Here is a 25,475-nt window from a genome sequence, read left to right as displayed (position 1 = left end):
GGTTATCTGGTTGTATTGAGATATACAAAGGAGTTCAATTGCAAACCACTCGTTCACTGGTAACCAAGGCACCTGGCGCAAATTTCGAAAAGGCAGAAATGCCACTTCGCGAACTGCACCAAGATGCAGTTGCGATCAAGATTCTTTTCTCTGGTATTTGCCACTCTGATATTCACCAGGCGAGAGACGAGTGGTTTGAGGGTATTTTCCCGATGGTCCCCGGCCACGAGATCGTTGGTGAGGTAACAGCGGTTGGCCATGCGGTAACCAAGTTCAAGGTGGGCGACCGTGTAGGTGTTGGCACCTACGTTGACTCCTGCCGCGAGTGTGAATACTGCCTAAAGGGCATGGAGAACTACTGCCTCAAGGGCAATGTTCAGACCTACAACGGTCGCCACTACGACGGCTCGGAAACCTACGGCGGCTACGCCCAGGACATCGTTGTCGATCAAAACTATGTGCTCTCGGTTCCAGCCTCGCTGGACCCAGCAGCCGCAGCACCACTGCTATGTGCCGGCATCACTCTCTATTCACCGCTGAAGCACTGGCAGGTTGGCCCTGGCAAGAAGGTTGCAATCTTGGGTCTTGGTGGCCTAGGTCACATGGGTGTGAAGTTTGCTGTTGCAATGGGTGCCGAGGTTTATGTGCTGGGTCACTCGGCCTCGAAGAAGGCAGATGCCTTGAAGTTTGGTGCCAAGGACTACCTGATCACCACAGACTCCTTCGAGACCCACAAGAACTTCTTCGACGTAATCGTGAACACTACTTCTGCAGATCTTGATGTTGATGCCCTGCTGGGCATGCTCAAGGTTGGCGGTGCTCTGGTGAACGTGGGACTTCCTGGCAACAAGCAAAGCTATGACCCGTTCTCGATCATTGGTGGCCTAAAGAGCATTGCCGGTGCCAACACCGGCAGCATCTCCGGAACCCAGGAAATGCTGGACTTCTGTGGCGAGCACAACATCGTCTCCGAGGTCGAGGTGGTCGATGCCACCAACGCCGAGGCAATCGATGCCGCCTACCAGCGTGTGGTGGCATCAGATGTCCGCTACCGCTTCGTGATTGACGCCAGCACCATCTAGCTGTGGATAGTTGGCAGCGCGCTACTGCCAACTTGAATACCCTCTGAGTTTCTCGAAATTAACTTGGTCAAGTTGGTCAAGTTGCTTAGCATTGAGCTATGAGGCACAGAGTGAGTATTTACGAGGCAAAGACCAACTTTTCAAAGTTGGTTTCGAAGGTCAGCCAGGGCGATGAGGTGGTCGTGACAAACAGAGGTGTCGAGGTTGCAAGAATCCTCCCTCCAGAAACCAAAGGCGGGGCGAAATTTGGCGTCTACAAGGACATTTGGCCTCAATGGAATCCTGAAGGACTGGATGAGGAATTTAGTTCTCTGTTCGATGGAGATAAAGCTTGATCCTCCTTGATTCAAACGCCTTCTACTGGTTTGTGACGGGGCAAGATGAATTTGGTAAACGAGCACGGAGCCTAATCGCTAACTCACCAAAGGTCTACGTGTCTGCGCTTTCGGTTTTAGAGCTGACGGTCAAGCGACAGTTAGCGAAATTGCCAAATCTAGATTTCTCCGAGGCGATAGTCGCTTCTGATTTACTGGAGCTACCGCTTCAAGTCTCGGATCTTTCCAGCGTTAACGATTTCCCAGCTCTGGATCGACATGACCCGATAGATAGAGCCCTTCTTTCGCAAGCTAGGGCGAATCGGCTTGTTTTTATGACTTCGGACCCAAAGCTGCTGGGGTTGTCCTTTAATTGGGTTGCAAACGTTGGAGAGTGAGATCGCAATGAAGCAGCACCAACTCGGACACAATCAGGTGTCAAAGATCGGCCTCGGTTGCATGAATGTCTCCTGGATATTCACAAACGGCTCAGCCCTAGACCCAGTTCGAAGAGTTGAGGAAGCGCTCCCAGCATTTCACGCCGCTCTCGATGCCGGCATCACTTTCTTGGACACAGCAGACATCTATGCCCCAACCTGGGATGCCTTTGGTCACAACGAGATCTTCGTTGCCGAGGCACTGAGAACCTGGTCTGCCACCAAGGAGCAAAAGGACAAGGTTGTCATCGCTACCAAGGCCGGCATCACTAGAAGACCCGGCGAGGTTTGGGGCAGAAGCGCAAACCTCGACTACCTACTCAGAGCTGCCGAGGCATCAGCTGGACGATTGGGAGTAGACAAGATTGCACTCTGGCAGCACCACCGCCAAGACCCAAGCCTGCACTTCGAGACTCAGGTTGAGAACATTTTGGTTTTGAAGGAGCGCGGCATCATCGATCAGCTCGGAGTCTCAAACTATGACGCCAAGCAACTTCAGCAGGCGGTTGAGATGGCAGGACCTGGGGTAATCGTCTCGGTCCAGAACGAGTTCAGCCCCAAATATCGCTTCGACCTTGATGTCTTGGAGGTCTGTGAGAAAAACAACATCACCTTCCTACCCTGGTCACCGCTTGGCGGCGCTCGCGAAAAGAGCGTAATTTCTGGTTCTTCAGCTTTTGAGGAAATCGGCGCGAAGTATGGCGCTTCACCGTTTGCCCTCACCTTGGCCTGGCTCATGAAGCACTCCGAGACGATCTTGCCGATCCCAGGTCCAACCAGACCAGAGACCATCAAGGACTGTGTTTCAGCCCTAGAGATTAACCTCAGCGACGAAGACTTTGCCTACCTAAATGAGAACCTGCCTCCTCAGGCGGAGTATTCACAGGAGCTTTTGCCAAAGCCTGCGCACCGCGCCTAACGTTTGCAACAATTTGGATTCAGTTGGCTACTGACCCTTTTTCGACGTTTGGTGTGACCGCTAACATTTCAATACGCACAGAGGAGTGTCAATGTCTCAGCAGGAAATTTGGTTTCTAACCGGATCTCAGAACCTCTACGGTCCTGAAACTTTGCAGCAGGTAGCTCAGCAGTCCCAAGTGGTTGTTGACCAGCTAGCGACCGGCATCACCGCTCCAGTGAAACTGGTTTGGAAGCCGACTCTGAAGTCCAACGAAGAGATTCGCCAGGCGCTCTCCGATGCCTCGGCTGATAAAAACTGCATCGGTGTCATCACCTGGATGCACACCTTCTCTCCGGCCAAGATGTGGATCAATGGTCTAGATCTGCTTCGCAAGCCGCTTCTACACCTGCACACTCAAGCCGGTCAATCCCTGCCATGGTCAACCATCGACATGGACTTCATGAACCTTAACCAGGCTGCTCACGGAGACCGCGAATATGCCCACATCCTCACCCGCATGTCGATTGCTAGAAAGATTGTGGTTGGCCACCCAACTCAGTCTGATGTTAAGAGCGCGGTCGATGCTTGGAGCTACGCAGCCATTGGTCTACACACCTCACAGCACCTAAAGCTTGCTCGTTTTGGTGACAACATGCGCTATGTCGCAGTTACCGATGGCGACAAGGTTTCCGCTCAGATTGACTTGGGCATCTCGGTTGAGAACCTCGGCGTAAACACCTTGGTTGAGGCCGTTGACAAGGTCTCAGACTCTCAAGCTGAGGCACTTGCTGCCGAATACGAAAAGCTCTACGACGTTGTTCCAGAGCTAAGGGCCGGTGGCGCTCGTCACGACTCCCTTGTTTACGCAGCTAAGCAGGAGATCGCGCTGCGCGCGATCTTGGAGCAGGGCGGATACAAGGCATTCACCTCAAACTTTGAAGATCTCGGCACCCTCAAGCAGCTGCCAGGTCTCGCTGTGCAGCGCCTAATGGCCGATGGTTACGGCTTCGCCGGTGAGGGTGACTGGAAGACCTCTGCACTGGTTGCAATTCTGAAGTCGATGGCACCAAGCGGCCAGGGTGTGAGCTTCATGGAGGACTACACCTACCACTTTGGACCCGGCACTCCAAAGGTATTGGGCGCTCACATGCTTGAGGTTTGCCCAACCATCACTACCGCCAAGCCAAAGATTGAGATTCACCCACTTGGCATCGGCGGCAAAGAAGACCCAGTTCGCATGGTCTTCACCGCCACCCCGGCCAGGGGTCGAGTGCTTTGCTGGGTTGACCTTGGTGAGCGCTTCCGAATTATCAGCAACGAGGTTGAGGTGGTTGAACCAACCGAGGACCTACCAAAGCTTCCTGTCGCTAGAGCGGTTTGGGAGCCAGCTCCAAGCCTGGCCGTTTCAGCGGAGGCTTGGATGCTCGCCGGCGGTAGCCACCACACCGCATTGACTACCACGGTTTCGAGTGAAACCATCGACGACTTTGCGCGCATGCTTGGTGTTGAGCACGTAGCAATTGACCAGAGCACGACATCTAAGTCGATCCGTCAGGAACTCGCCTGGTCCAGCGCTTACCACCGTTTGGCAGCAAGGCTCTAAGACCCTAGGGTTACTTATCGTGAACAAGAGCTGGACCCTTTTAGGTGAAAGACCGGTGCCTCCGGCACCGAGCTGGACCTACGTGGTGCTGGCGTTTTTGTTGGCCGCCGAGACCTTCTTAGAACTCGAGGCTCAGTATCCGCTCTACATGTCGATAGCTGTGATTGCGGGCGGTGCCTTTGCTAGCTACTCGGCTGTGAAGCACAAGGCCATCTTTGGCCTGGCAGTGTTTCCGGTTTCACTTATCTGGCTGAACCCCATTTTGGGTGGGGACTGGTTTTTATCGATCAACCCCATCATGTTCTTATCTCACTCGGTGATGGCGCTGTTGTTCGCGCTGGTTGCTTACACCTACCTGGCTCGCGAGCGTAAACCAAAATGAGTGACAACTTCGTCGGCTTTGCCCAATCACCTAAGGCTGATCCAAACCGAAAGATCCACACTTACGCCACCGAGCTGCAGCTGACTGCAGATCTGAAGTCGGTGTTTGCGGCCTTCAATGAACCCGATTTCTACGAGGCCGTCTTTGACAAATTGCAGAAACTCGATTTCAGGCAGGGTGCCAAGCTGACCTTCGATGCGGACCCCGAATACCGCGGGACCTTCTCCCGCATCGATATCCCGCGCGAGATTATTTTGCTGACAGAGCGTCACGGCGAGGTGGCCTTTGGCTTCAAAGAGCGCAAGGGCAGCCAAATCAAGTTGCAGGTCAAGAAAGCGCTGCTTGAGGAAGAGATTTCGCTTTGGAGTGCAGCGTGCGAGAAACTAGTCGCGAACCTAGGAGATCGCTTTGGTAGCCACTAACCCAAGACAGGCGAACATCTACGATGTTGCGCGTCTTGCTAAGGTTTCGCACCAAACTGTGTCGCGCGTAATCAACAACAACTCTTCGATTCGCCCAGAGACCAAGACCAGGGTCCTAAAGGCCATGGAGGCATTGGACTATCGCCCAAACCAGGCCGCGAGAGCGCTTGCTTCTTCAAAGACCAAGATGATTGGCATCCTGGCATCTGACACTGACTTCACGGGACCAGCTTCGATGGTTCACGAAATGGAGCGTGCTGCCAGGGAGCAGGGCTACTTCGTAGTGAGCTGCGGTATTGACCCAACTGATAACCAATCGGTTCGAGAGGGCATTGATCACCTGCAACGCCTGGGCATCGAGGGTCTGGCGATTGTGACTCCGCACGCCAACGCGGTCGAATATGTAAGGGCGACTGTCTCAGGCATTCCGGTGGTGACCCTCGACAGCATGTATCGCATGGATGAGCTTGCGGTCTCGGTCGATAACTTCGCTGGTGGCGTCACCGCCACCCAGCACCTACTCGATCTTGGGCACAAAGAGATCGTGCACATCTCAGGACCCAAAGACTGGTTTGAATCCACTACCCGAGCAGCCGGCTACACCTCGACCATGTTGAATGCCAACCTAGTGCCCAGGGTGATTGATGGTGACTGGGAGATATCCACCGGATATCGCATCGGCAGCGAGATCAACTTTGTTGAAAAGGGCATCACCGCGGTATTCCTAGCCAATGACCGCATGGCACTTGGCTTTCTGCATGCCATGCGGCAGCGCGGAGTATCGGTGCCAGAGCAGCTGAGCGTCATTGGCTTTGATGACCTTGAAGAATCTCAGTATGCCTACCCACCGCTAACCACGGTTCGCCAAGACTTCAGAGCGCTTGGGGAAAGAGCGATGCAGCTTTTGTTGTTAGAGATAAAGGGAACGGCCTACAAAAAGCTTGACCGACTGGTGCCCGAGCTCGTGGTTAGAAGCTCGACCGCGAGGTTGGCAGCGTTATAAAACTGTTGCGCCGAACCCTAGGTGTGACGCTGATGTTATCGCTAACATAAATGCCGGAGAGACGAGGAAGTCATGGCAGAGAAGTATGTGGTCGGCATTGACTACGGAACACTTTCCGGTCGCGCCGTTGTGGTTTCTGTGGCAGATGGCCGCGAATTAGCCAGCGCAGTTTGCGAATATCCACACGCGGTAATGGATCAAACTCTCGCAGCTACCGGCAAAAAGCTTCCTCCCGACTGGGCTCTCCAGGATCCAAATGACTATGTTCAGGTTCTCAAGACCGCGGTTCCAGAAGCGATAAAGCTATCTGGGGTAAACCCTGAGGACGTTATCGGAGTTGCCACAGACTTCACCGCCTGCACCATGGTGCCGGTAAAACTTGATGGCACCCCACTTTCAAACCTCGATGCATACCGTGATCGCCCACACGCCTACGTGAAGCTTTGGAAGCACCACGCTGCTCAGCCTCATGCAGATCGCATCAACGAGAAGGCCAGAGAGCTGGACCAAGCCTGGCTAAATCGCTACGGCGGCCAGATTTCTTCCGAGTGGGAGTTGGCAAAGGGCCTTCAGATCCTCGAAGAGGATCCTGAGATATATGCCGCGATGGACAAGTTTGTTGAGGCTGCCGACTGGATCGTTTGGCAGCTAACCGGTGAGTATGTGCGCAATGCCTGCACCGCTGGCTATAAGGGCAACCTGCAAGACGGCGTCTACCCATCGGAGCAATACTTTGCCGCTTTGAACCCAGGGTTCGCTCGCTTTGCAAAAGACAAGCTCGAGCACCCGATTGGTCAACTCGGTGCCGCCGCCGGTTACCTGACCGAAGAGGCTTCGGCATGGACCGGTTTGCCACAGGGCATCGCGGTTGCAGTTGGCAACGTCGATGCACACGTAACTGCACCAGCTGCCAAGGCAACCTTGCCTGGCCAAATGGTTGCCATCATGGGCACCTCTACCTGTCACGTGATGAACTCCGATGTCCTAACCGAGGTGCCCGGCATGTGTGGTGTGGTTGACGGTGGCATCGTCTCCGGCCTTTATGGTTACGAGGCTGGCCAGTCTGGTGTTGGAGACATCTTTGCCTGGTATGTCAAGAACCAGGTGCCAGGGGGTTACTACGAAAAGGCCAAAGAAAAAGGTATTTCGATCCACGAATACCTAACCGAATTGGCATCCAAGCAAAAGGTTGGTGAGCACGGACTCATCGCGCTCGACTGGCACAGCGGAAACCGCTCGGTGCTTGTTGATCACGAGCTCTCCGGCCTAATGCTTGGAGCAACTTTGACCACCAAGCCAGAAGATGGCTATTTAGCTCTTCTTGAGTCGACCGCCTTTGGCACAAGAAAGATCATCGAGACCTTCAACAGATCCGGTGTTCCAGTGACCGAGTTTGTGGTTGCCGGTGGCCTTATCAAAAACACCTTCCTGATGCAGCTCTACTGCGACATCATCAACCTGCCACTGAGCGTGTTGGAGTCCGAGCAGGGCCCAGCACTTGGTTCTGCTATTCACGCAGCGGTTGCAGCCGGTGCTTATGGATCCGTAAACGAAGCTGCCGAGAAGATGGGCCGAGTTTCCAAAGCGCTCTATAAACCAAATGCCGAGCGAGCCAGGCAGTACGACCGACTCTATGCCGAGTATGAAATCTTGCACGACTACTTTGGCCGCGGCACCAACGATGTCATGCGCCGCCTGAAGGCGCTAAAGCGAGAGGCTTCGGATGCTACCAACTGAGTCTCAGGCTAGAGAAACCCTTGCCAAACTCCACCAAAAGCTCGTCAGCGCGGGACTTGTGGTTTGGACTGGCGGCAACATCTCGCAGCGCATCGATGGTGGTTTTCTAATCAAGCCCTCCGGGCTTGATTACGACGAGCTAACCCCAGAGAGCATGGTGCTCTGCGACTTGGACGGTAATGCGATTTCGGGTAAGCACAAGCCTTCAAGCGACACCGCTTCTCACGCTTATGTCTATCGCCACATGCCCCAGGTAAACGGTGTGGTTCACACTCATTCGAACTATGCCTGCGGCTGGGCTGCTGCCGGTAAGGCAATCCCTTGCGTGCTAACCGCAATCGCGGATGAATTTGGTGGGGAAATCCCACTTGGTCCTTTTGCCAAGATCGGAGATGACTCGATCGGCAAAGGAATCGTTGAGACTTTGCACAATCACCGCTCCAAAGCGGTGCTGATGAAACAGCACGGTGTCTTCACAATTGGAGACTCCGCGAAGGATGCCTTGAAGGCTGCGGTGATGTGTGAAGACAATGCAAAATCGGCTTGGATAGCGGAGCAATTGGGGGGCGGAATCGTGATTCCACAGTCCGATGTTGACTCGTTATTCAGTCGTTACCAAAACGTATACGGACAGTTATGAAAAACGGTTTTGGGCATTGTGCGGTAATGGCAAACTAAACAACGAACTAAATGTGAGCGGTAACTTTTTGTAATCGCTTGCAGCTAGTCGGTAGTAAATCTTGACTCAGAACCATTTCTGAGTCGGGGGTCAATCGGATGAGTTGGACGCATTCGAACAAAATGACCCGGCTGGTCCGGCCGGAACGAAAGGAACAAGGTTGTTCAAGAAACTACTAGGAATTGCAGCTACCACTGTGGCTGCAGCACTGGTGTTGACCGGTTGCGCAAGCACCTCAACCCCAGCTGAGACTTCCTCTGACGCAGGTGCTGCAGTCGAGGGTGGTCTAATCGGTGTATCAATGCCAACCCAGTCCTCAACCCGTTGGATCTCTGACGGTGAGAGCATCAAGGCTGAGCTAGAGGGCCAGGGCTTCCAGGTTGACCTTCAGTACGCTGAGGACGACATCCCAACCCAGGTTGCACAGCTAGAGGCAATGCTAACCAAGGGTGCAAAGGCACTGATCATCGCTGCTATCGACGGAACTCAGCTAACTGACGTTCTACAGGCTGCTAAGGATGCTGGCGTTCCAGTTATCTCTTACGACCGTCTGATTCGTGACAGCGAGAACGTTGACTACTACGCAACCTTCGACAACTTCAAGGTTGGTGTTCAGCAGGCAACTTCGATGCTAGTTGGCATGGGCGTTTACGCATCTGAGGACTCAACCTCAGCTGACGGACCTAACGCTGCAGGCCCATGGAACATCGAGCTATTCGCTGGTTCCCTGGACGACAACAACGCATTCTTCTTCTTCAACGGTGCAATGAGCGTGCTACAGCCGCTGATCGACTCCGGTGTGCTAGTTGTCAAGTCTGGCCAGACCACCATTGAGCAGGTTGCAACCCTTCGTTGGGACGGCGCTGTAGCTCAGAAGCGTATGGAGGACATCCTCGTAGGTAACTACGCTGACGGTTCTGTCGTACACGGTGTTCTATCTCCATACGACGGTCTAAGCCGCGGAATCATCGCAGCTCTAACCGACGCTGGTTACTCCAAGATGCCAACCATCGTTGGTCAGGACGCTGAGGTTCTATCCGTCAAGGCAATGCTTGCTGGCGAGCAGTACTCAACCATCTTCAAGGACACTCGTGAACTTGCAAAGGTTGCTGCTGGCATGGCTCTAGCGATCCTTAACGGCACCGAGCCAGAGGTAAACGACACCACCACTTACGACAACGGCGTAAAGGTTGTGCCTTCTTACCTACTAACCCCATACATCGTGACTGTAGACAACTACAAGGAGCTCCTAATCGACTCCGGCTACATCAACGAGGCTGACCTAGGTTAGTCAAACCACTAAATGCCGCCCCTGCCCACTTCGGTGGGCAGGGGTAGCAATTAGTCTAGAAATCTGCAAAGAAGCAAATAGGAGCTGAGATGTCCTCCCCAATTCTTGAGATGCGGAGCATCACCAAGACCTTCCCAGGAGTTGTTGCTCTAGACAACGTGTCACTGACCGTGAAGCGCGGCGAGATTCACGCCATCTGCGGTGAGAACGGCGCTGGTAAATCGACTCTCATGAAAGTTCTCTCCGGGGTGTATCCATTCGGCACCTATTCCGGAGACATCGTCTACGAAGGCGAAGTAAAGAAGTTCTCTAACATTCGTGACTCCGAGCACGAGGGCATCGTAATCATTCACCAGGAGCTGGCCCTCTCCCCACACCTTTCTATTGCCGAGAACATCTTCTTGGGCAACGAGATCAAGAAGTTCGGTCTAATTGACTGGAACAAGACCAACCAGCAGGCTCAGCTACTTATGGCCAGAGTCGGCCTAGACGAAGACCCAAACATCGCCATCAAGGACATTGGTGTTGGTAAACAGCAGCTGGTTGAAATTGCCAAGGCCCTTTCCAAGCGCGTGAAGCTACTTATCTTGGATGAGCCAACCGCAGCCCTTAACGATGAGGACTCGGCTCACCTACTTGACCTACTGCGTCAGCTTCGTGACCAGGGCATCTCCTGCATCATCATTTCCCACAAGCTCAATGAGATTGAGGCGATTGCCGACACCACCACCATCATCCGCGATGGCAAGACGGTTGAGTCGCTAAGCATGGTCACCGAGAAGGTTGACCAGGAGCGCATCATCAAGGGCATGGTTGGTCGCGAAATGGAAAACCGCTACCCAAGCCGCGTCCCAGAGATTGGCGATGAGATTCTCCGCGTTGAGAACTGGACCGCCTATCACCCAATCGACTCCCAGCGACTAATCGTCGACAACATCTCGATGCACGTGCGTCGCGGAGAGATTGTTGGTCTTGCCGGCATCATGGGTGCAGGAAGAACTGAGTTTGCAAGAAGTTTGTTTGGCCAGTCCTACGGCACCAACATCTCCGGCAAGGTCTACAAGAATGGCCAGGAGATCAAGGTCCGCACCATTCGCGAAGCGATCGACAACGGTCTTGCCTACGCCACCGAAGATCGCAAGCGATTTGGACTAAACCTGATTGAGGACATCAAGCGCAACATCTCGCTGGCATCACTATCGAGCTTTGTGAGCTTTGGTTTGGTCAACGGCAACGAGGAATACAAAAAGGCCACCGAGTACCAAGACAGCATGAACATCAAGGCGCCATCGGTGAACTCGATCACCGGTCAGCTCTCCGGTGGTAACCAACAGAAGGTGGTGCTCTCAAAGTGGATCAACGTCAACCCTGATGTTTTGATCCTGGATGAGCCAACCCGAGGCATTGACGTTGGAGCAAAGTACGAGATCTACCTGATCATGCAGCGTCTGGCTGCCGAGGGTAAGGGCATCATCGTTATCTCCTCAGAGCTTCCAGAACTACTCGGCATCTGCGATCGCATCTATGCAATCGCAGAGGGACGAATCACTGGTGAAGTCACTCGCGAAGAGGCAAACCCAGAACTACTTATGAAGTACATGACCACTGAGAAGGGCAAGGCACATGTCTAACACCGCAACTAAATCCAATTCACTGATGGATAACCTGCGCCAGAGAATGCGCGGAGTTAACCTCCGTCAAAACGGAATCTTCTTGGCCCTAATCGGTCTGGTTATGTTCTTCGCTGCTACCACTCCAAATGCTGCTTCACTAACCCCAACCAACTGGTCCAACCTGGTTGTCCAAAACGGTTACATCCTGGTTCTAGCCATCGGTATGGTGATGGTCATCATCGCCGGTCACATCGACCTATCGGTTGGTTCCGTGGCAGCCTTCATTGGTGCGGTCGCCGGTATTTTGGTGGTTCGACCGCTTGAGCAAGATGGTTGGGAGTGGCTCCCAGCGCTGCCATGGTGGGCAGGTATCCTAGGTGCCATTTTGGTCGGTGCCATCGTTGGTGTCTGGCAGGGCTTCTGGGTTGCTTACGTAGGTATTCCAGCCTTCATCGTGACCCTGGCAGGTATGTTGCTGTTCCGCGGTATGGCACTTCTTACCCTGCAGAACTCCAACATCGGTCCATTCCCAGACGAGTTCCGTGCAATCGGTAACGGCTTCTTAGACAAAGAGCAGGGGCTAAACCAACTGGTTGGTTTCCCTAGCGACTACAACCTAACCGCACTGGTTGTTACCGGTTTGGGTGTGCTAGCTCTGTGGGTTGCAGCGCTTCGTCAGCGCTCGGGCAAGATCCGCTACGGTCAGGTAGTTGAGCCAAGGGTTTGGTTCTACATCAAGAACACCATCCTGACTCTGATGGTTGCCTATGTTGGCTTCCAGCTATCTCAGGCAAACGGTATTCCGTTCACTCTGATCCTATTGATCTTCCTAGTTGTGATTTACACCATGGTCATGAACCGCACCCCATTTGGTCGCTACATCTACGCCATCGGTGGAAACCTAAACGCAGCGGTGCTCTCCGGTATCAACGTTCGCATGGTCAATTTCTGGCTTTTCGTGAACATGGGTGCTCTTGCAGCTCTCTCCGGTGTCTTGATCGCAGCCCGCATGAACTCGGCAGTTCCAAAGGCTGGTGACGGCTTCGAGCTTGACGCCATCTCATCGGTATTCATCGGTGGTGCTGCAGTTCAGGGTGGTGTCGGTACCGTAACCGGCTCCATGGTCGGTGGTTTGATCCAGGGTGTTCTAGCCAACGGTATGAACCTGAACTCGGTAGGTATTGACGTTCAGATGACCATCAAGGGTCTAGTGCTGCTACTTGCAGTTGCCTTCGACGTCTGGTCAAAGCGCCGCAAGTAATAGGACCAAAGACAAACCCGCAGTCATTGGCTGCGGGTTTGTTGTTTCTATAGGTTTTCCACAACCCCAAACACATAGAAACCGAGTAACTGCGAGACTCTAGGCAGTAGATATGAATTGTGCTACTTTGTAGAACATGGAGCGAATAGTGGGTATCAGAGAGCTGAAGCAGAATGCCTCTGCAGTTGTGGCAATGAACAAAGCAGGCGACACCGTCACCATCACCGAGCATGGAAACAAGGTTTCGATGATGATTCCCTATCCCGAGGATGATCTATTGCGCCTGGAGCTTCAGGGCAGCCTAATAAGGCCCAAAGTGAGGTTTGATCCATCGCTACTAAAACCTGTTGAGGTCGACGGACCGTCGATCCAGGAGCTACTAGATGAGTCACGTGAGGACCGCCTCTAGTGACGCTCTGTTACCTCGATAGCTCTGCTTTTCTAAAAGTTTTCAAGCGCGAAGATGAGTCTGATGCCATGGTCAATTACTTCACTCAGAATCTCGATCGCCTCTTCACGTCTGAACTAACCGTTACTGAACTCTTGGGTAACCTCATGCGATTGGGGCTGCCAACCCACCTTGCCGAGCGCGCTTTGGCTGGAATGACCTTGATACCAATAAGGCAAGAGATTTTGCGCCAAGCAGCAGACTTGAGGGGTGCAGGATTGAGGTCTTTAGATGCCATACATCTTGCGTCCGCGCTTTCGGTCCGGGGCAATCTCGCTGAGCTCGTGACCTACGATCATCAATTGGCTGCATTCTCAGCTGGTCAAGGCGTGTCAGTGGTTGCTCCGAGCTAGGACCTCGCGTCTCTACCGCTGTCAGTTGGGGCCTGTGGAGAGCCAAACCTAGACCCAGGCAAATCGCGCGATTCTATTCCAAGCTATTGATTGGAGGAGAATGAGTATCTACAATGTAGACACAACAGACCTGGTGGAGTTCAACTTGAAAACTTCGATTGGTAAATGGGGCAACAGCCCAGCTATTCGAATTCCTAACGCTCTCATGCATGAGGCTCAGCTGACTCCTAAGCAGCAGGTCAACATAACTGTGAGCCAAGGCAAGATAATCATCGAGCCCATCAAGGGGCCTGAGTACTCAATCGATGACCTGGTCTCCCAAATCACCCCTGCCAACAGGCATCAAGAAACCGAAACTGGGGCACCGGTCGGGAAAGAAATCTTCTAGTGGGAAAGTTCGTGCCGGATGCAGGAGACATCGTCTGGCTTGATTTCACCCCTCAGGCTGGCAGGGAGATGGGTCACAGACCAGCGTTAGTTCTATCTCCGGCTAGCTATAACCAAAAGACAGACTTGATGGTTTGCTGCCCAATGACAACCCAGATCAAGGGCAACCCATTTGAGGTGTTGGTTGAAGTTGATGGGATTCAGAGCGCCATACTCACAGACCACCTGAAGTCAGTCGACTGGGTAGCAAGGAGAGCCAACCTAAAAGCCAAAGTCAGTCCCGAAGCTATGGCTGAGGTTCGGGCCAAGGTGAAAGCTCTGATTCTCTAGAACTAGCTCTCGGCTTCTTCTCTGGTGCTCCACAAATAGGTCATAACAACACCGCAGGCAAGCATGATCAATAGCGATGGGAAGAAGAAAAAGTTGTCGGCGATGATTCCGATTCTTGGATTTCCTGGCGCAACGGTTCTTAGCTGAATAACTCCAAGAATCGAAGCAGCAGCCCAAACCATGGCGTTCATGGACGCAGGTCTGGCACCCGACAGCACGCGCAATGTGATCACTGCGGTGCTGAGGGCTGTGACAACAGCAAACAGATAGATAAAGACAGCAATCGACTTCACCGCAAAGGAGCGCTCGATCTTGGCAAGGAAGGAGATCTTTCCCTCCATGCGCTCTTGCAAGAGCTTGTCGTAATCGAGGGCATATTCCTCACTACCAAGTGGAGTATCAAAGGCAGACATGCGCTCATACAAAATGTTGAAGCCCGGAACTGGTGTTGTGTAGAAGTAGTCGAAGGTTTGAACTGGTTGATACCCAGTTCCATCGATGTCTGCCACAACCTGGGCATAGCCATCCATCTCGTAGACATCGAATGGGTATAGACCATCAGATGCCATCGATGATTCTCTGGTGCTCAACACATCAACGACAGTCTCAACAGCACCGATTTGATCACCGGCATCAAACTCAGCAATCTCTGCATTCTGACCATCGACAAACAACTTGATTTGCACGTCGCCAACGACAGAGGAAGAAAACTGATCAGCAAGGTTTTCTGTTGGCCAGGGGAAGTAGGCCATCTCAGCACGTTTGGTTTCTGGGTTGAACCCGGTCATCTGCACATAAAGAGCGATCGAGTCTTCTTCAAAGTCAGTACTTGATTCACCCTCTAGGCCCATGTCCACAACCGACACCCCAGTGTCACCCTGGTTGTTCTGCCAGATAGCACCAAGTGGCAATAGCAGCGCCAAAAAGATAAAGAGAAGTGCAACCAACTTCACAGCCCTAAAGCGCTGCGGTGTCACACCAGGTTCTAGTTCTTGTTCTTCAGACATGTTCCCCCAAACATGTCTCAGGTTATAGAGCAATTCATTGCACAACAAGAACTCGAGTCATCTGCTGAAGTTCTCGCGAATGAAACTTTGGACTGCATGCGGTGAATGTTTGGGCGAAAGCTGGTTTCCGAGAGACCTAAAAATTGATTGAACGTTGTCGGGGCCCTGTGTAATACTTTGAAGTGAAGAACGGGACTCCCCTTCGCCCTTGTGGCCTACGGGAGCCTCGGAGCCAGGACCCTTTGCTGCGGCAGGTTCTGGCTTCTTCTCTTTTTCGGGGCTTGCGTCGATCGCCCGGTATTCATCTTTGAGTAACCTGAACCAACTTGATTCATCGGCCGCAATTAGCCTTCTTAGGGCCCAGGATCCCGCGTCCGGTAACCACAGGAGACTTTCCGCAGCTGGGGTTCCTGGAACTACCCTTATGTCCCTAGAAATCAGCCCCTCTTTTTTGGCTGCCTGAATCAGTGACACATCAAGGTTTGTCTGAACCCTGTCGCGCCGCTTCTCAAAAACAATTAGCCCACTTCCCTGGCTGGCCAAGTCAGCAAGCAGCTGAAGAAAACATTGTCGTCGTGCGTCTTCGAGAGACCGTGCGTCTTTTATGTCAGAAGTGAATACATATGTTTGAGATGAAGTCCCTGCGATGTATCGGAGGAGGGCTCGTATGTCACCGTGCCTGCGTTCTTGAAAGGCATCGGTTGTGTGCCAGAAGTTGCCGCCCGCGATTTGGCCAATGTCGTTCCTGACCTTGGCCAAATCTTCCACACGGACAGTTGATCCCGTCATCACATAGAACGGCCACTCGTTGGGATGAGAGGAGAACCTATAGGTCTCGTCCACGAACGATACGGGTCCGTTGTGTCTGGAATAGATGGATGCCAGATGTGCTTCAAGCACATGGGCATCAATTCGCATTTCCTGAGTCTAGGAAGGCCTACTGACATTAGACGCTGATCAGACGCCCCCTGTTGACAAGATACGGGCGGTCAACTCGGTTATTTGGTGCGACGAACTTTTCTCAATATCTCGTAAGAGTTTCCAGCCGAATCCGTGATCTCGATTTCCAGCTGACACACTCCGGCTGTGTTCACACGCACTCGGAAACTGCTCGCTTTACAGATTTCAGGAGTGAGAGAAGTGACTCTGTAATTCAAACTTGGATCCCTAGGGAGCGTCTGAACCACTGTTCGTTGAATAGTTCTGAGGCTAGAAATCGCGGAGGCAAGGCTCGAGATGCTGGCAGCCTCCTCCGGATCTGGAGTTATCAGCAAAGCCTGCCGCGCTACCGCGAAAGCACTACCCGACACCTGAACGGCTTGCAATTCAACCGAAACCGAGTTGCTTGTTGAGGAGTCGCTGTTCGTAGGCGCGGCTGCCTGACCAAGGTCAGATGAAGTAGAAGCCGGGGCTTGGATTATCGGACTAACGGTCGGACTCGAGCTTGAAGCTGGGGTGACAACGGGACTTGCTGAGCCTGGTTGGATGAACGCGTAAGCGCACTCCCGCCCGGACTCTCCAAAGCCAGACCAGCTACTGCATCTTTCAATTCCTGGAGTTAGCTTGGCTGCCGCCTCAGCTATTTCTCTAGCTCGGCTCTTCAGGAGGGCAACCTTGGCTCTTCTGTCTATTTCGACGCTTGGGTCATAAGTGCCACCAGTCGATCTATAAAGGTCCCAAGTTTCCCCGCCCAATCGGTAAGCGGTCCATGCTCGTTCCGGCCAGCACTCGGTGTAGACCTTTCTAGTTCCAACATCGGCGATCAAACCATTAGCCGCCTGAAACCCAGACGGACATCCTTCAACACCTACCTGACCTTCAACTACCACCGTGAAAGGGAAACCACTTCCTCGATAGCTTGAACCGCCAGATGGGACTGGGTCGACGGGAAGTGATGGTGCAGGTGAGTTTGATACTGGGGCTGATGCACTTACCGAAGCAGAGGAAGAGGCGATATCTGTTTCTCCAACTGATCCTGCGGATACTGGCTCGGCAGGGATAGAAGGAGAACCACTCGGTGCGACCGGTGCTGAGACTGGGTTCGCACAGACACCACCCGATGATTGACCACCATTTGGATCCGTGAAAGGACCCCAGCTAACACACTTCTGTCTGCCCGGATTGGCCTGATTCCAAGCAAGCGATTCTTCATAAGCAGCCTGCTTGGCTGCCTCAATTTGAGCGTAATAGGCCTCCCAAGCTCTTCGATCTGCCGCAACATCGTAGGTGCCGCCAGATTCCTTGAATCTCTCCCAGGTACTGCCTCCGATTCGATACGCTTCCCAAGCGTTGGCTGGCCAGCACTCTGTGTACTGCTGTCGAGTTGAAACATCAACGATTAGGCCATTTGCCCCTTGGTAGCCGACTGGACATTGTTCAACAGACAATTGTCCGGGTAGTACTTGAGTGAAAGGGGCGCCACTTCCAAGGGGTGTCGCGCTAACCGGTAGTGCCAAAACCATCGTTGCAATAAGTGCACTGGTTGCTGCGATTGCTTTGTTTCTCATGAATCCCCCGATTTCTCTTCCAAACTACTCTTGAACGCCTCTTGTGGCAAAAGCCTTAGATCGAGAAAGCGCGATTACTGCACCAGTGAATACAGCAACAGCGAGAACCGCTGGCCCAAGAAAGATGGATGCTGTAGTGATCAGAAGCAATGTCGCAAACCTGCCCAGGAAGCGACCAGCGCGATCAAGGTTCCTCTGCTGTCTGACTTCGAGTTCGTTCATGGGTCAAAACTAAAGATCCCCTCTGACAAAGTGTCAGACCCCACCACTTAGCTATCTCTGCGGCTTGGGGGTCTGCTCCTTTTACCTCCAATCCGAAGCACCACCCCAAGACCTGGGGGGTATTGGGGTGGTGCGCTAAATAGGAAGGCTCATCATGTTTGCATTTCTCAAGGCACTATTTGGATTTGGTATTACTCACCAACCAAGCAACACTAAGCCGGTCAACTCGGCTATGGATGAGGGTGACTATCACTCTGGTCCTTATGGCTATTCACCAAACACCCCATACCAAGAGACTCAGTATGGATCTAGGTTTGATGAAGATGCCGAGTGGAATGAAGAGAGCTGAGAGTGTTGCCTCAGTTAGCTCAAGCGAGCCGCATTCTCTCGAGGTGCCGATAGACCTCATCATCTGATCGGCTATCCACAAGGACTACCTCAATTGAGTCGGCGACAATTCTGTACACCACTCGAAAGTCCCCCACGCGGAGTCTCAGGTACCCTTTGAAGCCCTTAAGCTCTGTCGATGCAGCAGGTCGAGGATCCACGATTAAGGAGATTGTCTTCTCGTATACCTGCCGGGCAGGTTTGGTCTCTAGAGAGCGCATGAATTTCAGAACATCGTTCGAGAAGTTGATCGAGGTCACTAGCGGACACCTCCGAACAGTTGACGTTCGAACTCCGCTTGGCTCAAGAAGCCGCTCTTCACTGCACGTCCTATGAAGTCGTCATGAATAGTTGCTTCAAGTGCCACGTCAAGGCTCACTAATTTGCCCTCGTAGAGATCCTGGCAAATCTCCCAGAAATCTGTCAAAACAGCCGCAACTTTTTCGTCGTCGCTGAGGGGAGGATTGCTGGCCTCGACCATGGAAATCGTGTTTCCAAGGCGCCCAAAGATTTCTTCTTTGTGTCTTCCGTAGCCAGGAATCTCGAACAAAATTTGGGCGAACTGTCTGAAGAGCCAATCGAAGACCTGCGGAATTGTGGTTCGCACGATGCGGCGAGCCATCCAACCACCCTCGGTCGGATCCTGTTGCTCAATTCCTAAAAGTACGACATCGGCAAAAACTACATTTGTTCGACCGAGCGCAGGCCCGTTCTGAAGTGAGTGCTTTTTGTGGTCGAACAGCTCGATTAGTTCCAGGAGCTGCTGCTTTGTGTCCTTTAGATCTGTCAATTTCATTCCCTCCTCGAGAAAGCCTTACAGACTAGAGGGAAATTTTTCAGGTTGTCAAACAACTGGCTGAAAGTTCATAAATGTCACACCCCACCCCTAGGTTTTCAACCTAGGGGATCATCGATTTGAAGCTTGGGGTAGTTCATTGAAGTCGCTGTCGTTTTTCAAGTTTGCATCGGCCTTTGTCCCGATTGCTCTGCTTGCCGGTCTTGCCCATGCCGAGGAGTCTCCGAATCAGCAGGATCTGTTTGAGCAACCCAAGGACATGGAGTCATTGGTGGAAGAGGTTCGGAACGCCACCTACCAAGTTTTTTGTGGCGAGTATGGAGGCTCCGGTTGGGGACTTAAAACTGAATACGGCGGCAAGGAAGTTGAATACCTCGTCACCAACGCACATGTGATTGAGGACTGCGTAAAGACTGGGGGCCTGATAGTTGAAGACAGATGGGGCAACGCCCTGAAGGCGAAGCTCATCAACTACTGGCACAGAGATGCGGACTGGGATAACTCAGCAGCTGAGATTGATTTTGCCTTGCTAGAGATCGAAGGGCGAAAGCTAAACACCTTGAGCAAGCTTGCCATGGAGCTACCGATAGGCAGCTGGCTGATGACCTCCTCCTATCCAGCAATTGACTGGGACGTAGGGGTTTACTCGGTCACTACCGGCGTAATCAGTGCCGAAACCTACGTCAGTGGCTACACAACAGATGCACCAATTAACGGAGGGAGCTCCGGCGGTGTTGTCGTGAACTCGCGGGGTGAAGTCCTTGGCACCATCTATGCCAGCAATGACCCTGGCGAGTATCTGGACACCGCTCTGTTTCTGGATAACCGAACTCTTTTTGAAGTGATTGCCAAGGCCCAGCGGGAGGGATCCAAGTGAGTATAGATAGAAGGTGGGAAGTGCTTGTAGAGGCACTCACGTCTGCTGCCTCAGAGCTCAAGCCGGGACAGCAAATCGACATCTCTGGATTCAACCCGTCAGACCCAGATGCCTGGGAAGAAGTGACACTGCGCATCCGCGCTCGGAGCATCGACTTTGCAACGGGTGGTCGATTGCAGCTATTTGAAGTGTGGTCATTCGAGAGACTCGCGAATAAACCGGCTGATGCGTTGGTGGAGTTGCCACCAGCCGAACAGAAGAATTTGGTCTTCCGATCAAACGTGGACCTGGAACAGATTCCTAATCAGATTGCTGAGTGTCTGGTGCAGCAGGAGAAAGAGGGTTTGGCCATGCCCCAATGGTTCTATCTGCTGACAGCGCCTGCGGTTGCCAAAGAACGACTGGTTGCCACACCCGGAATTGACTATGAGGATCCTGATCTAATCAGGCAGCGAGATCAGGCACTTTTTTCGCCTCAGCGATTTAGAAGAGAAACTTACGGATTCGAAGATTGAAAGGGGAGCTAAATGCTTTATCAGTATGAGTCGGGATTTATTGACGTGGTCTATGAATCACAGTTTGAGAAGTATCAATTTGGTTCAAGGCTATGCTCGGTCCGCGCTAGTGATGTGAATGCGCTTATCGCTATGAAGAACTCAATCCGTGGCGAGATTGACTACCGAGCAGATGACCGGGAGTTTCCATTTACCGGGTTTGCTTATGCGGATGACCTATGTCGTGAGCTCAAAACAAAGTCGCTACTAGAAAAGATCGACCTGATCGAGGACTTCACCAATCAGCCCAAGGCATTTTTCTTTCTCGGCTTCGAATACGCAGATCCTTTAACCTACGATGCGGATAGCTGGCAGGGCAACCTCCTGCCGAACGAAGTCTTCGATTTTCAGTATGGAGCACCTGCGAATTTCGAGTACTTCAGAGTGTGGCCGCTATTCAATGTCCCGAGTGAACTATCAAATTGGAGAATCAAATGAATGAATTCAAGCGTTGTGGTAACGAAGGTGCACCAGAAATTGACCACCCAACATCAATCCAAGATCACGCTGTGGTGAGCCTTGAGAAACATCTCGACGGATCACAACACGCATTCGTCTACTGCTACGTCTGTGAGCGAGACTTTGATGCTGAGTACGATGAAGCCCTTGAGACACTAGCTGCTCTTCACAACGTGCTGCATCGGGATGAGAGAAATAACCCTCGCTAGAACCTAAAGATAAAAAAGTCAGACCCCCAGTTCATACTTTTCTACGTGATGAAGGTTGTCCATTTCCCTTCACCACCGGCGCTAGTCGTCGTCCCCTTTCTGATCGGGTGAAAGTCCCGAAAGTCAGGGGCCGGTTTCCTCCCTTTCCCGGCCCCTGGCTATCAAGGGTGTAAGAATTGGGTCCGGGGGAATCATGTTCAAGAAATCAACGGCTGTTTCAATCGTTCTGCTGCTCGCCTCACTCGGGGGCGCATCTGCTCAAGCGGAGGACATAAAGCGTGTTGACCCGATAAGCATTTGGGCAGATCCTGATCCAAGACCAGGTCAAACCTTCAATCAGTATTGGGCAGAAAAACAGTTCACGGTCCACTACCGCGAGGCGGTGATTCACGAATCAACGAATTACACCTATTTCATGATCACAGGCGGCAATGTCACAAGCGTCGAGTACTACGGCGGAGTTCAACAGATTTATGACGGCAGAAGAGTAGCCATTTTCTCTGTGTGGGATGTGAAGTCAAACTGCACTGGCGCTGATTGCAAGCCGGAGGATGCTGATCACGAGTATCGAGTTCAGCTTCATCAAAAAGGCGAGTACACGGTGACCGAAAGGTTTGGCTATGAGCTAACTGGCCTAAAGAGCATGATCTATGACGCAAACTGGAAAATCGGTGAGCGGATTCAATGGCTTGTCATCCAGGAGCCAGCGGGCAAAAGCACTGTGATTGCGGCTGCATACAAGCTTTCAGAAGGACCCTGGAGATTTATCGCGAGCTACTTGGTGCCTAAGCGGTATCCAATCGCTTTGACTGGCGGCTACAGCTTCGTCGAAGACTATGGACCACCCCAGCCGATGGTGACACGATCCATGACTATTGGACCAACGATTCTTGAGGATGCGCGAGGATCTCAAGTTGTCGTCAACAACATGATTGCATTTGCAAGCCAGACAACAAAGAATCACCGGACTGAAGTCAGGGGAACTGGTACATACATCGCCATTGGAGCAAGTAACGATGCCGACGCTATGCCCACAAAATCTGTTCGACCCCTAAAGCCAACTTCTATCCCCGACTACTCGGAGGGCAAGAAGTTGCTCAGGGAGATAATCAAAGACGTATCAACCTTGGAAGCAGAGAATCCGGTCCAGCCTGTGACTCAGAGCGCCGTCGTGACAACATCGCCAAAGGCGACTCCGAAGAAAAAGACAATCACTTGTCAAAAGGGAAAAACGATCAAGAAGGTCACGGCGGTTTCTCCTAAATGTCCCTCTGGATACAGGCTGAAGAAATAGTTATTTTTCTGACAGCATGCAAATAAACGCTGCGGCAACGGTTGTTCAATAGCCTTGTTGAGAGAGACTGGGGGCCTTGTGAGTAAAGCTATTCGGAGCTGTCCAAAGTGCGGCGATCAAATGAAGAAAATTCTTTATGGCATGCCATCGCCAGATGTTTTGGAAAGTGGTGAGTACATAATCGCTGGTTGCATGCTCGGCCCCGATGCACCTCAAATTGGCTGTCCCAGTTGCGGTTACGAGGCTCACCCCGGTGGCAGAACATACCGAACCGAGTTCACAAAGCCCATCTTGAAGCCAGGCACTGAAGATTGGGACGAACCCGAGATAATTCAGCGCAAGATCGACCTTGTCACCGCATCGGATGAGGAAGTCTGGGCGCTTAGCGATGGACTGTTTCAGGCCAGACTGGAGCTCCTTCACCGCGGTGTGGATGAAAAGCAGATCAATGATCGTTTCTTGGAAGAGGAGAACTGGTCATTCATGCCATTCAAGCCTTTTGAGCAAGTTCTAGTGCACGTCGACTCCTTAACGCGAGAGCCCCTGATGGCCAGCTGGTTCTTTGCTCACGGGTCAACTCATGGTTTCTGTTTTATTAGGGCAGGTGGAGAACACTGGGACACAGTAGGCACTACAAATCAGTTTCATGATTTGATGCTCTCGCTAAAGCGAGCTTCATTGGAAGCTTGGACTGTAGCAGTCGACGATTCCTATCCGGACCCGGACGGACCCCCAACCGATTTGAGTAGTCCAGCAGTCCGAGCGGTCATTGAGGGTCGGTATCCAGACTTTGGCCCCTGGGATAGCAAAGAGGAGAGACCGATTCTTTGGCCATACTGGTTTGAGAGCGATAGAAGCTTTTGGGCATAGTCCCAACTGAGACTCATACTCGCAGCTTGCAGGCATAAAAAGTCAGACCCCCTCCATAGTCTTTCCTCACATCTTGGGAGGGACGACATGAAAACTAAAACCGTCAAATCATTAGCAAAGGGTCGCGCAATTCACTTGATCGACATCGAGAACCTTTGCATGAATTCGAATCCAACCGAGCAGCAAATTGCTGCTGCCAGGTCCGCATACGTTCAAAAGGTCCAGCCAGGCCCAAACGATCTGTTTCACGTCACCGTAAGTTCAAAGGGCAACCTGGTACCGGTCTTGTTTGGCTGGGCTGGTGCAAGTCACGCATTCAAAGAGGGGCACGATGGGGCGGACATTTTGCTTGCCGAGCTCATGCTCGAGGGAAACCTGGGTCAGCGCTTTGAGAAGGTTTACGTTGCATCCGGTGACGGCGGACTTGCTCCATTTGTGTCCCACCTGATTGCAAGTGGTGTGGAGGTTGAGATTGTCTCAGCACCTCAAGCCCTTGCAACCCAGTATCGATTTATCGGTGCACCCGTCAGCTACATCAGACCAGATCTGGTTCTCGCTGCCTAAACAATTCAAAATCAAGACTTGGGGAAGTTATGAAAAATCTAAGAATTGAGCCTCAACAGTGGCGCTTTCCAAGGGAGCGTCAGGTTATCGATCCAACTAAGCGCTATGAGCAGTTGAAAGAAATTCGTTCCAAGCTCTCGAAATCAACCCTTTCTTCGAGGAGCGTGAAATGAGTTTCGCTGAGACCCCAGATGAAGAGCTCTGGCTAGCAACAAAGTCAGATCACCCAGAGGAGCGCGCAGAGGCGCTTCAAGAACTTGGCACCAGGGCATTTCATGAGGCTAATTGGCCGCTTGCCAAGACTTTGTTTGGTTCTGCCGCAGATCTATTCCAGGAACTGGATAACCAAAACGAAGTGACTAAGTGCATCTACTCGGTCGGGTTTGCTCACTATCGCTTGGGGGAGCACGAAGAGGCAATCTCCATGCTCACCCGAGCACTCGAGAGTGCTCAGGAGTTGGTTGACTCAAGAACAATCGCATTCTCTGCGGCACCTCTGGCCGATTGCTACAGCTACCAGGGAGACGATACAAAAGCCATCGAGTTCTACGAGCTCGCCATCGAGGCCTTCGATGAGATTGAAGACCCGGCTAACGCTGGATTCAATGCGATCTCTCTCGGTGAGCTCCACGGTAAGGCGTCTAGGCAGACCCAGGCCCTACAGTGTTTCATCCGTTCCTACAACAACTTCCAGTCCATCGGAGATGCCTATGGAGCGGCTCGAGCAAAAGACCGGATGGCAGCAGCGCTGATTGAGCTTGGGGATCTGGATCAGGCTATTCAGCACATCGAGGATGCACTCAACACCTTCGCTCATCTGGCAGAAGAGGAACGGGTTGCATTCATGCGCTACCGCCTCGGTTGGACACTGGTGCTTCACCAGAAGTATGCAAGAGCAATCCCCGAGCTTCGGACGGCTGCCGCTTACTTCCGTTCAACCAAAGACTGGTCGATGGCGGCTGCAGTTGAACTCCAGCTTGCGATTGCCCTTGCTGACATTGACCCCGATTCTCGAAGTGAGGAATCGGAGCAGCTACTCACCAGACTCAACGCCTTCTTTGAATCAGTGGGCGAAATCACAAACGCTCTAATAGTCCAGTCCCTTTATGGTGAGCGACTATTTGATTCTGGTTCTTATGAAGCGGCAGCAACTTTGTTTGGCGACATTATCGAAAGAGCAATCGAGATCGATGACCCTTACATCGTGAGAGCAACCAGGGCTGCTCAGGCAGAAGCACTATTCAAGGCTGGGCGCATCACCGATGCTAAAAACGTATTGGCCGAGATTGATGCGAGCGAGTGGGGCGAGAACAAGAAGCAGCTCGAGAGGCTAGAGCGAGTCAAGAAGTTGATGCTCGACACTATGGCTCTGACTCTAAACATTGACGTTGGCTGACAAGTAAATCCTCCGAGGGCAACTTCGTCCCCAAAACGACCTACTAAAAAAGTCACTACACAGGAGTAGTTTGATTCTGAAGCTAGGGGG

At 52.4% G+C, this 25,475-nt stretch carries 33 protein-coding genes; 27 read left to right on the top strand and 6 right to left on the bottom strand.

What is annotated here, in order from left to right; translation table 11 throughout:
- Positions 1–38: 38 nt before the first annotated feature.
- The 17 genes from OO713_RS06860 (at position 39) to mazF (ending at position 14,243) form a co-directional block, all read left to right on the top strand.
- A complete protein-coding gene (locus tag OO713_RS06860) occupies positions 39–1,082 on the top strand; it encodes an NAD(P)-dependent alcohol dehydrogenase (protein WP_272501299.1) in 1,044 nt (347 codons plus the stop codon).
- A 98-nt stretch (positions 1,083–1,180) separates the two neighbouring features.
- Entirely contained in the window at positions 1,181–1,417 is a 237-nt protein-coding gene (locus OO713_RS06855; RefSeq protein WP_264785437.1) for a type II toxin-antitoxin system prevent-host-death family antitoxin, read from the top strand.
- Positions 1,414–1,794 carry a type II toxin-antitoxin system VapC family toxin gene (locus OO713_RS06850; RefSeq protein WP_264785436.1) on the top strand — a complete coding sequence of 127 codons (381 nt, stop codon included), beginning with the start codon at positions 1,414–1,416 and terminating at the stop codon, positions 1,792–1,794. The genes OO713_RS06855 and OO713_RS06850 overlap by 4 nt, the downstream gene beginning before the upstream one ends.
- A gap of 7 nt (positions 1,795–1,801) precedes the next feature.
- Positions 1,802–2,752, top strand: coding sequence for an aldo/keto reductase (locus OO713_RS06845; RefSeq protein ID WP_264785435.1), 951 nt, complete (start codon positions 1,802–1,804; stop codon positions 2,750–2,752).
- Between the two features lie 91 nt (positions 2,753–2,843).
- Positions 2,844–4,337 carry an L-arabinose isomerase gene (araA, locus tag OO713_RS06840; protein ID WP_264785434.1) on the top strand — a complete coding sequence of 498 codons (1,494 nt, stop codon included), beginning with the start codon at positions 2,844–2,846 and terminating at the stop codon, positions 4,335–4,337.
- A 19-nt stretch (positions 4,338–4,356) separates the two neighbouring features.
- A complete protein-coding gene (locus OO713_RS06835) occupies positions 4,357–4,719 on the top strand; it encodes a hypothetical protein (protein ID WP_264785433.1) in 363 nt (120 codons plus the stop codon).
- Positions 4,716–5,141, top strand: a complete 426-nt coding sequence (locus tag OO713_RS06830; protein ID WP_264785432.1) for a hypothetical protein — start codon at positions 4,716–4,718, stop codon at positions 5,139–5,141. Before OO713_RS06835 ends, OO713_RS06830 begins: the two co-directional genes overlap by 4 nt.
- Positions 5,128–6,144, top strand: a complete 1,017-nt coding sequence (locus tag OO713_RS06825; protein WP_264785431.1) for a LacI family DNA-binding transcriptional regulator — start codon at positions 5,128–5,130, stop codon at positions 6,142–6,144. Before OO713_RS06830 ends, OO713_RS06825 begins: the two co-directional genes overlap by 14 nt.
- Positions 6,145–6,216: 72 nt before the next feature.
- The gene (gene araB, locus OO713_RS06820; protein WP_264785430.1) at positions 6,217–7,881 is read left to right on the top strand and encodes a ribulokinase; all 1,665 of its coding nucleotides are present in this window, start codon (positions 6,217–6,219) and stop codon (positions 7,879–7,881) included.
- Positions 7,868–8,521: an L-ribulose-5-phosphate 4-epimerase gene (locus OO713_RS06815; protein WP_264785429.1), complete on the top strand. Its 654-nt coding sequence runs from the start codon at positions 7,868–7,870 to the stop codon at positions 8,519–8,521. Before araB ends, OO713_RS06815 begins: the two co-directional genes overlap by 14 nt.
- Positions 8,522–8,720: 199 nt before the next feature.
- The gene (gene chvE, locus OO713_RS06810) at positions 8,721–9,851 is read left to right on the top strand and encodes a multiple monosaccharide ABC transporter substrate-binding protein (protein ID WP_272501298.1); all 1,131 of its coding nucleotides are present in this window, start codon (positions 8,721–8,723) and stop codon (positions 9,849–9,851) included.
- Between the two features lie 89 nt (positions 9,852–9,940).
- On the top strand, positions 9,941–11,482 hold the full coding sequence (mmsA, locus tag OO713_RS06805) for a multiple monosaccharide ABC transporter ATP-binding protein (protein ID WP_264785428.1): 1,542 nt from the start codon (positions 9,941–9,943) through the stop codon (positions 11,480–11,482).
- Positions 11,475–12,725, top strand: coding sequence for a multiple monosaccharide ABC transporter permease (gene mmsB / locus OO713_RS06800; protein ID WP_264785427.1), 1,251 nt, complete (start codon positions 11,475–11,477; stop codon positions 12,723–12,725). The genes mmsA and mmsB overlap by 8 nt, the downstream gene beginning before the upstream one ends.
- Positions 12,726–12,861: 136 nt before the next feature.
- A complete protein-coding gene (locus tag OO713_RS06795) occupies positions 12,862–13,134 on the top strand; it encodes a type II toxin-antitoxin system prevent-host-death family antitoxin (protein ID WP_264785425.1) in 273 nt (90 codons plus the stop codon).
- Positions 13,134–13,526: a type II toxin-antitoxin system VapC family toxin gene (locus OO713_RS06790; protein ID WP_264785423.1), complete on the top strand. Its 393-nt coding sequence runs from the start codon at positions 13,134–13,136 to the stop codon at positions 13,524–13,526. Before OO713_RS06795 ends, OO713_RS06790 begins: the two co-directional genes overlap by 1 nt.
- Before the next feature lie 100 nt (positions 13,527–13,626).
- A complete protein-coding gene (locus tag OO713_RS06785) occupies positions 13,627–13,914 on the top strand; it encodes an AbrB/MazE/SpoVT family DNA-binding domain-containing protein (RefSeq protein ID WP_264785422.1) in 288 nt (95 codons plus the stop codon).
- The gene (gene mazF, locus OO713_RS06780; RefSeq protein WP_264785421.1) at positions 13,914–14,243 is read left to right on the top strand and encodes an endoribonuclease MazF; all 330 of its coding nucleotides are present in this window, start codon (positions 13,914–13,916) and stop codon (positions 14,241–14,243) included. Before OO713_RS06785 ends, mazF begins: the two co-directional genes overlap by 1 nt.
- Positions 14,244–14,245: 2 nt before the next feature.
- Here mazF and OO713_RS06775 read toward each other — a convergent pair whose 3' ends face one another.
- From OO713_RS06775 to OO713_RS06760, 4 genes are all read right to left on the bottom strand, one after another.
- Complete coding sequence (locus tag OO713_RS06775; RefSeq protein WP_264785420.1) at positions 14,246–15,250, bottom strand: DUF4436 domain-containing protein; 1,005 nt, start codon at positions 15,248–15,250, stop codon at positions 14,246–14,248.
- A 57-nt stretch (positions 15,251–15,307) separates the two neighbouring features.
- A complete protein-coding gene (locus OO713_RS06770) occupies positions 15,308–16,168 on the bottom strand; it encodes a hypothetical protein (RefSeq protein WP_264785419.1) in 861 nt (286 codons plus the stop codon).
- 80 nt (positions 16,169–16,248) lie between these two features.
- Positions 16,249–17,757, bottom strand: a complete 1,509-nt coding sequence (locus OO713_RS06765) for a hypothetical protein (RefSeq protein ID WP_264785418.1) — start codon at positions 17,755–17,757, stop codon at positions 16,249–16,251.
- Between the two features lie 24 nt (positions 17,758–17,781).
- Positions 17,782–17,979 (bottom strand): hypothetical protein, encoded by a 198-nt coding sequence (locus OO713_RS06760; protein WP_264785417.1) that lies wholly within the window; start codon positions 17,977–17,979, stop codon positions 17,782–17,784.
- A 154-nt stretch (positions 17,980–18,133) separates the two neighbouring features.
- Between OO713_RS06760 and OO713_RS06755 the strand changes: the two genes are divergently transcribed.
- Positions 18,134–18,328 carry a hypothetical protein gene (locus OO713_RS06755; RefSeq protein WP_264785416.1) on the top strand — a complete coding sequence of 65 codons (195 nt, stop codon included), beginning with the start codon at positions 18,134–18,136 and terminating at the stop codon, positions 18,326–18,328.
- A gap of 19 nt (positions 18,329–18,347) precedes the next feature.
- Here OO713_RS06755 and OO713_RS06750 read toward each other — a convergent pair whose 3' ends face one another.
- The gene (locus OO713_RS06750) at positions 18,348–18,626 is read right to left on the bottom strand and encodes a type II toxin-antitoxin system RelE/ParE family toxin (RefSeq protein WP_264785415.1); all 279 of its coding nucleotides are present in this window, start codon (positions 18,624–18,626) and stop codon (positions 18,348–18,350) included.
- On the bottom strand, positions 18,626–19,162 hold the full coding sequence (locus tag OO713_RS06745; protein ID WP_264785414.1) for a hypothetical protein: 537 nt from the start codon (positions 19,160–19,162) through the stop codon (positions 18,626–18,628). Before OO713_RS06745 ends, OO713_RS06750 begins: the two co-directional genes overlap by 1 nt.
- 139 nt (positions 19,163–19,301) lie before the next feature.
- Between OO713_RS06745 and OO713_RS06740 the strand changes: the two genes are divergently transcribed.
- From OO713_RS06740 to OO713_RS06700, 9 genes are all read left to right on the top strand, one after another.
- Positions 19,302–20,039, top strand: coding sequence for a S1C family serine protease (locus tag OO713_RS06740; protein WP_264785413.1), 738 nt, complete (start codon positions 19,302–19,304; stop codon positions 20,037–20,039).
- Complete coding sequence (locus tag OO713_RS06735; RefSeq protein ID WP_264785412.1) at positions 20,036–20,554, top strand: hypothetical protein; 519 nt, start codon at positions 20,036–20,038, stop codon at positions 20,552–20,554. Before OO713_RS06740 ends, OO713_RS06735 begins: the two co-directional genes overlap by 4 nt.
- A gap of 12 nt (positions 20,555–20,566) precedes the next feature.
- The gene (locus OO713_RS06730) at positions 20,567–21,031 is read left to right on the top strand and encodes a hypothetical protein (protein WP_264785411.1); all 465 of its coding nucleotides are present in this window, start codon (positions 20,567–20,569) and stop codon (positions 21,029–21,031) included.
- Positions 21,028–21,261 (top strand): hypothetical protein, encoded by a 234-nt coding sequence (locus OO713_RS06725; RefSeq protein ID WP_264785410.1) that lies wholly within the window; start codon positions 21,028–21,030, stop codon positions 21,259–21,261. Before OO713_RS06730 ends, OO713_RS06725 begins: the two co-directional genes overlap by 4 nt.
- Before the next feature lie 193 nt (positions 21,262–21,454).
- On the top strand, positions 21,455–22,555 hold the full coding sequence (locus tag OO713_RS06720) for a DUF3472 domain-containing protein (protein WP_264785409.1): 1,101 nt from the start codon (positions 21,455–21,457) through the stop codon (positions 22,553–22,555).
- Positions 22,556–22,675: 120 nt separating this feature from the next.
- The gene (locus OO713_RS06715) at positions 22,676–23,425 is read left to right on the top strand and encodes a hypothetical protein (protein ID WP_264785408.1); all 750 of its coding nucleotides are present in this window, start codon (positions 22,676–22,678) and stop codon (positions 23,423–23,425) included.
- Positions 23,426–23,512: 87 nt separating this feature from the next.
- Entirely contained in the window at positions 23,513–23,989 is a 477-nt protein-coding gene (locus OO713_RS06710; RefSeq protein ID WP_264785407.1) for an NYN domain-containing protein, read from the top strand.
- 29 nt (positions 23,990–24,018) lie between these two features.
- Positions 24,019–24,162 carry a hypothetical protein gene (locus tag OO713_RS06705; protein WP_264785405.1) on the top strand — a complete coding sequence of 48 codons (144 nt, stop codon included), beginning with the start codon at positions 24,019–24,021 and terminating at the stop codon, positions 24,160–24,162.
- Positions 24,159–25,385, top strand: a complete 1,227-nt coding sequence (locus OO713_RS06700) for a tetratricopeptide repeat protein (protein ID WP_264785404.1) — start codon at positions 24,159–24,161, stop codon at positions 25,383–25,385. The genes OO713_RS06705 and OO713_RS06700 overlap by 4 nt, the downstream gene beginning before the upstream one ends.
- Positions 25,386–25,475: the final 90 nt, after the last annotated feature.

This window comes from Aquiluna sp. KACHI24 (assembly GCF_025997915.1).
GTDB lineage: Bacteria > Actinomycetota > Actinomycetes > Actinomycetales > Microbacteriaceae > Aquiluna.
This window is presented reverse-complemented; position numbering and strand designations above follow the sequence as displayed.

What these genes read in the sequence shown, in the direction of transcription:
- OO713_RS06855 (WP_264785437.1), top strand. Translation starts at nt 1,181, where the DNA reads ATGAGGCACAGAGTGAGTATTTACGAGGCAAAGACCAACTTTTCAAAG.
- OO713_RS06845 (WP_264785435.1), top strand. Translation starts at nt 1,802, where the DNA reads ATGAAGCAGCACCAACTCGGACACAATCAGGTGTCAAAGATCGGCCTC.
- araA (WP_264785434.1), top strand. Translation starts at nt 2,844, where the DNA reads ATGTCTCAGCAGGAAATTTGGTTTCTAACCGGATCTCAGAACCTCTAC.
- OO713_RS06830 (WP_264785432.1), top strand. Translation starts at nt 4,716, where the DNA reads ATGAGTGACAACTTCGTCGGCTTTGCCCAATCACCTAAGGCTGATCCA.
- araB (WP_264785430.1), top strand. Translation starts at nt 6,217, where the DNA reads ATGGCAGAGAAGTATGTGGTCGGCATTGACTACGGAACACTTTCCGGT.
- OO713_RS06815 (WP_264785429.1), top strand. Translation starts at nt 7,868, where the DNA reads ATGCTACCAACTGAGTCTCAGGCTAGAGAAACCCTTGCCAAACTCCAC.
- mmsA (WP_264785428.1), top strand. Translation starts at nt 9,941, where the DNA reads ATGTCCTCCCCAATTCTTGAGATGCGGAGCATCACCAAGACCTTCCCA.
- mmsB (WP_264785427.1), top strand. Translation starts at nt 11,475, where the DNA reads ATGTCTAACACCGCAACTAAATCCAATTCACTGATGGATAACCTGCGC.
- OO713_RS06795 (WP_264785425.1), top strand. Translation starts at nt 12,862, where the DNA reads ATGGAGCGAATAGTGGGTATCAGAGAGCTGAAGCAGAATGCCTCTGCA.
- OO713_RS06785 (WP_264785422.1), top strand. Translation starts at nt 13,627, where the DNA reads ATGAGTATCTACAATGTAGACACAACAGACCTGGTGGAGTTCAACTTG.
- OO713_RS06775 (WP_264785420.1), bottom strand. Translation starts at nt 15,250, where the DNA reads ATGTCTGAAGAACAAGAACTAGAACCTGGTGTGACACCGCAGCGCTTT.
- OO713_RS06770 (WP_264785419.1), bottom strand. Translation starts at nt 16,168, where the DNA reads ATGCGAATTGATGCCCATGTGCTTGAAGCACATCTGGCATCCATCTAT.
- OO713_RS06765 (WP_264785418.1), bottom strand. Translation starts at nt 17,757, where the DNA reads ATGAGAAACAAAGCAATCGCAGCAACCAGTGCACTTATTGCAACGATG.
- OO713_RS06760 (WP_264785417.1), bottom strand. Translation starts at nt 17,979, where the DNA reads ATGAACGAACTCGAAGTCAGACAGCAGAGGAACCTTGATCGCGCTGGT.
- OO713_RS06755 (WP_264785416.1), top strand. Translation starts at nt 18,134, where the DNA reads ATGTTTGCATTTCTCAAGGCACTATTTGGATTTGGTATTACTCACCAA.
- OO713_RS06745 (WP_264785414.1), bottom strand. Translation starts at nt 19,162, where the DNA reads ATGAAATTGACAGATCTAAAGGACACAAAGCAGCAGCTCCTGGAACTA.
- OO713_RS06730 (WP_264785411.1), top strand. Translation starts at nt 20,567, where the DNA reads ATGCTTTATCAGTATGAGTCGGGATTTATTGACGTGGTCTATGAATCA.
- OO713_RS06725 (WP_264785410.1), top strand. Translation starts at nt 21,028, where the DNA reads ATGAATGAATTCAAGCGTTGTGGTAACGAAGGTGCACCAGAAATTGAC.
- OO713_RS06720 (WP_264785409.1), top strand. Translation starts at nt 21,455, where the DNA reads ATGTTCAAGAAATCAACGGCTGTTTCAATCGTTCTGCTGCTCGCCTCA.
- OO713_RS06715 (WP_264785408.1), top strand. Translation starts at nt 22,676, where the DNA reads ATGAAGAAAATTCTTTATGGCATGCCATCGCCAGATGTTTTGGAAAGT.
- OO713_RS06710 (WP_264785407.1), top strand. Translation starts at nt 23,513, where the DNA reads ATGAAAACTAAAACCGTCAAATCATTAGCAAAGGGTCGCGCAATTCAC.
- OO713_RS06705 (WP_264785405.1), top strand. Translation starts at nt 24,019, where the DNA reads ATGAAAAATCTAAGAATTGAGCCTCAACAGTGGCGCTTTCCAAGGGAG.
- OO713_RS06700 (WP_264785404.1), top strand. Translation starts at nt 24,159, where the DNA reads ATGAGTTTCGCTGAGACCCCAGATGAAGAGCTCTGGCTAGCAACAAAG.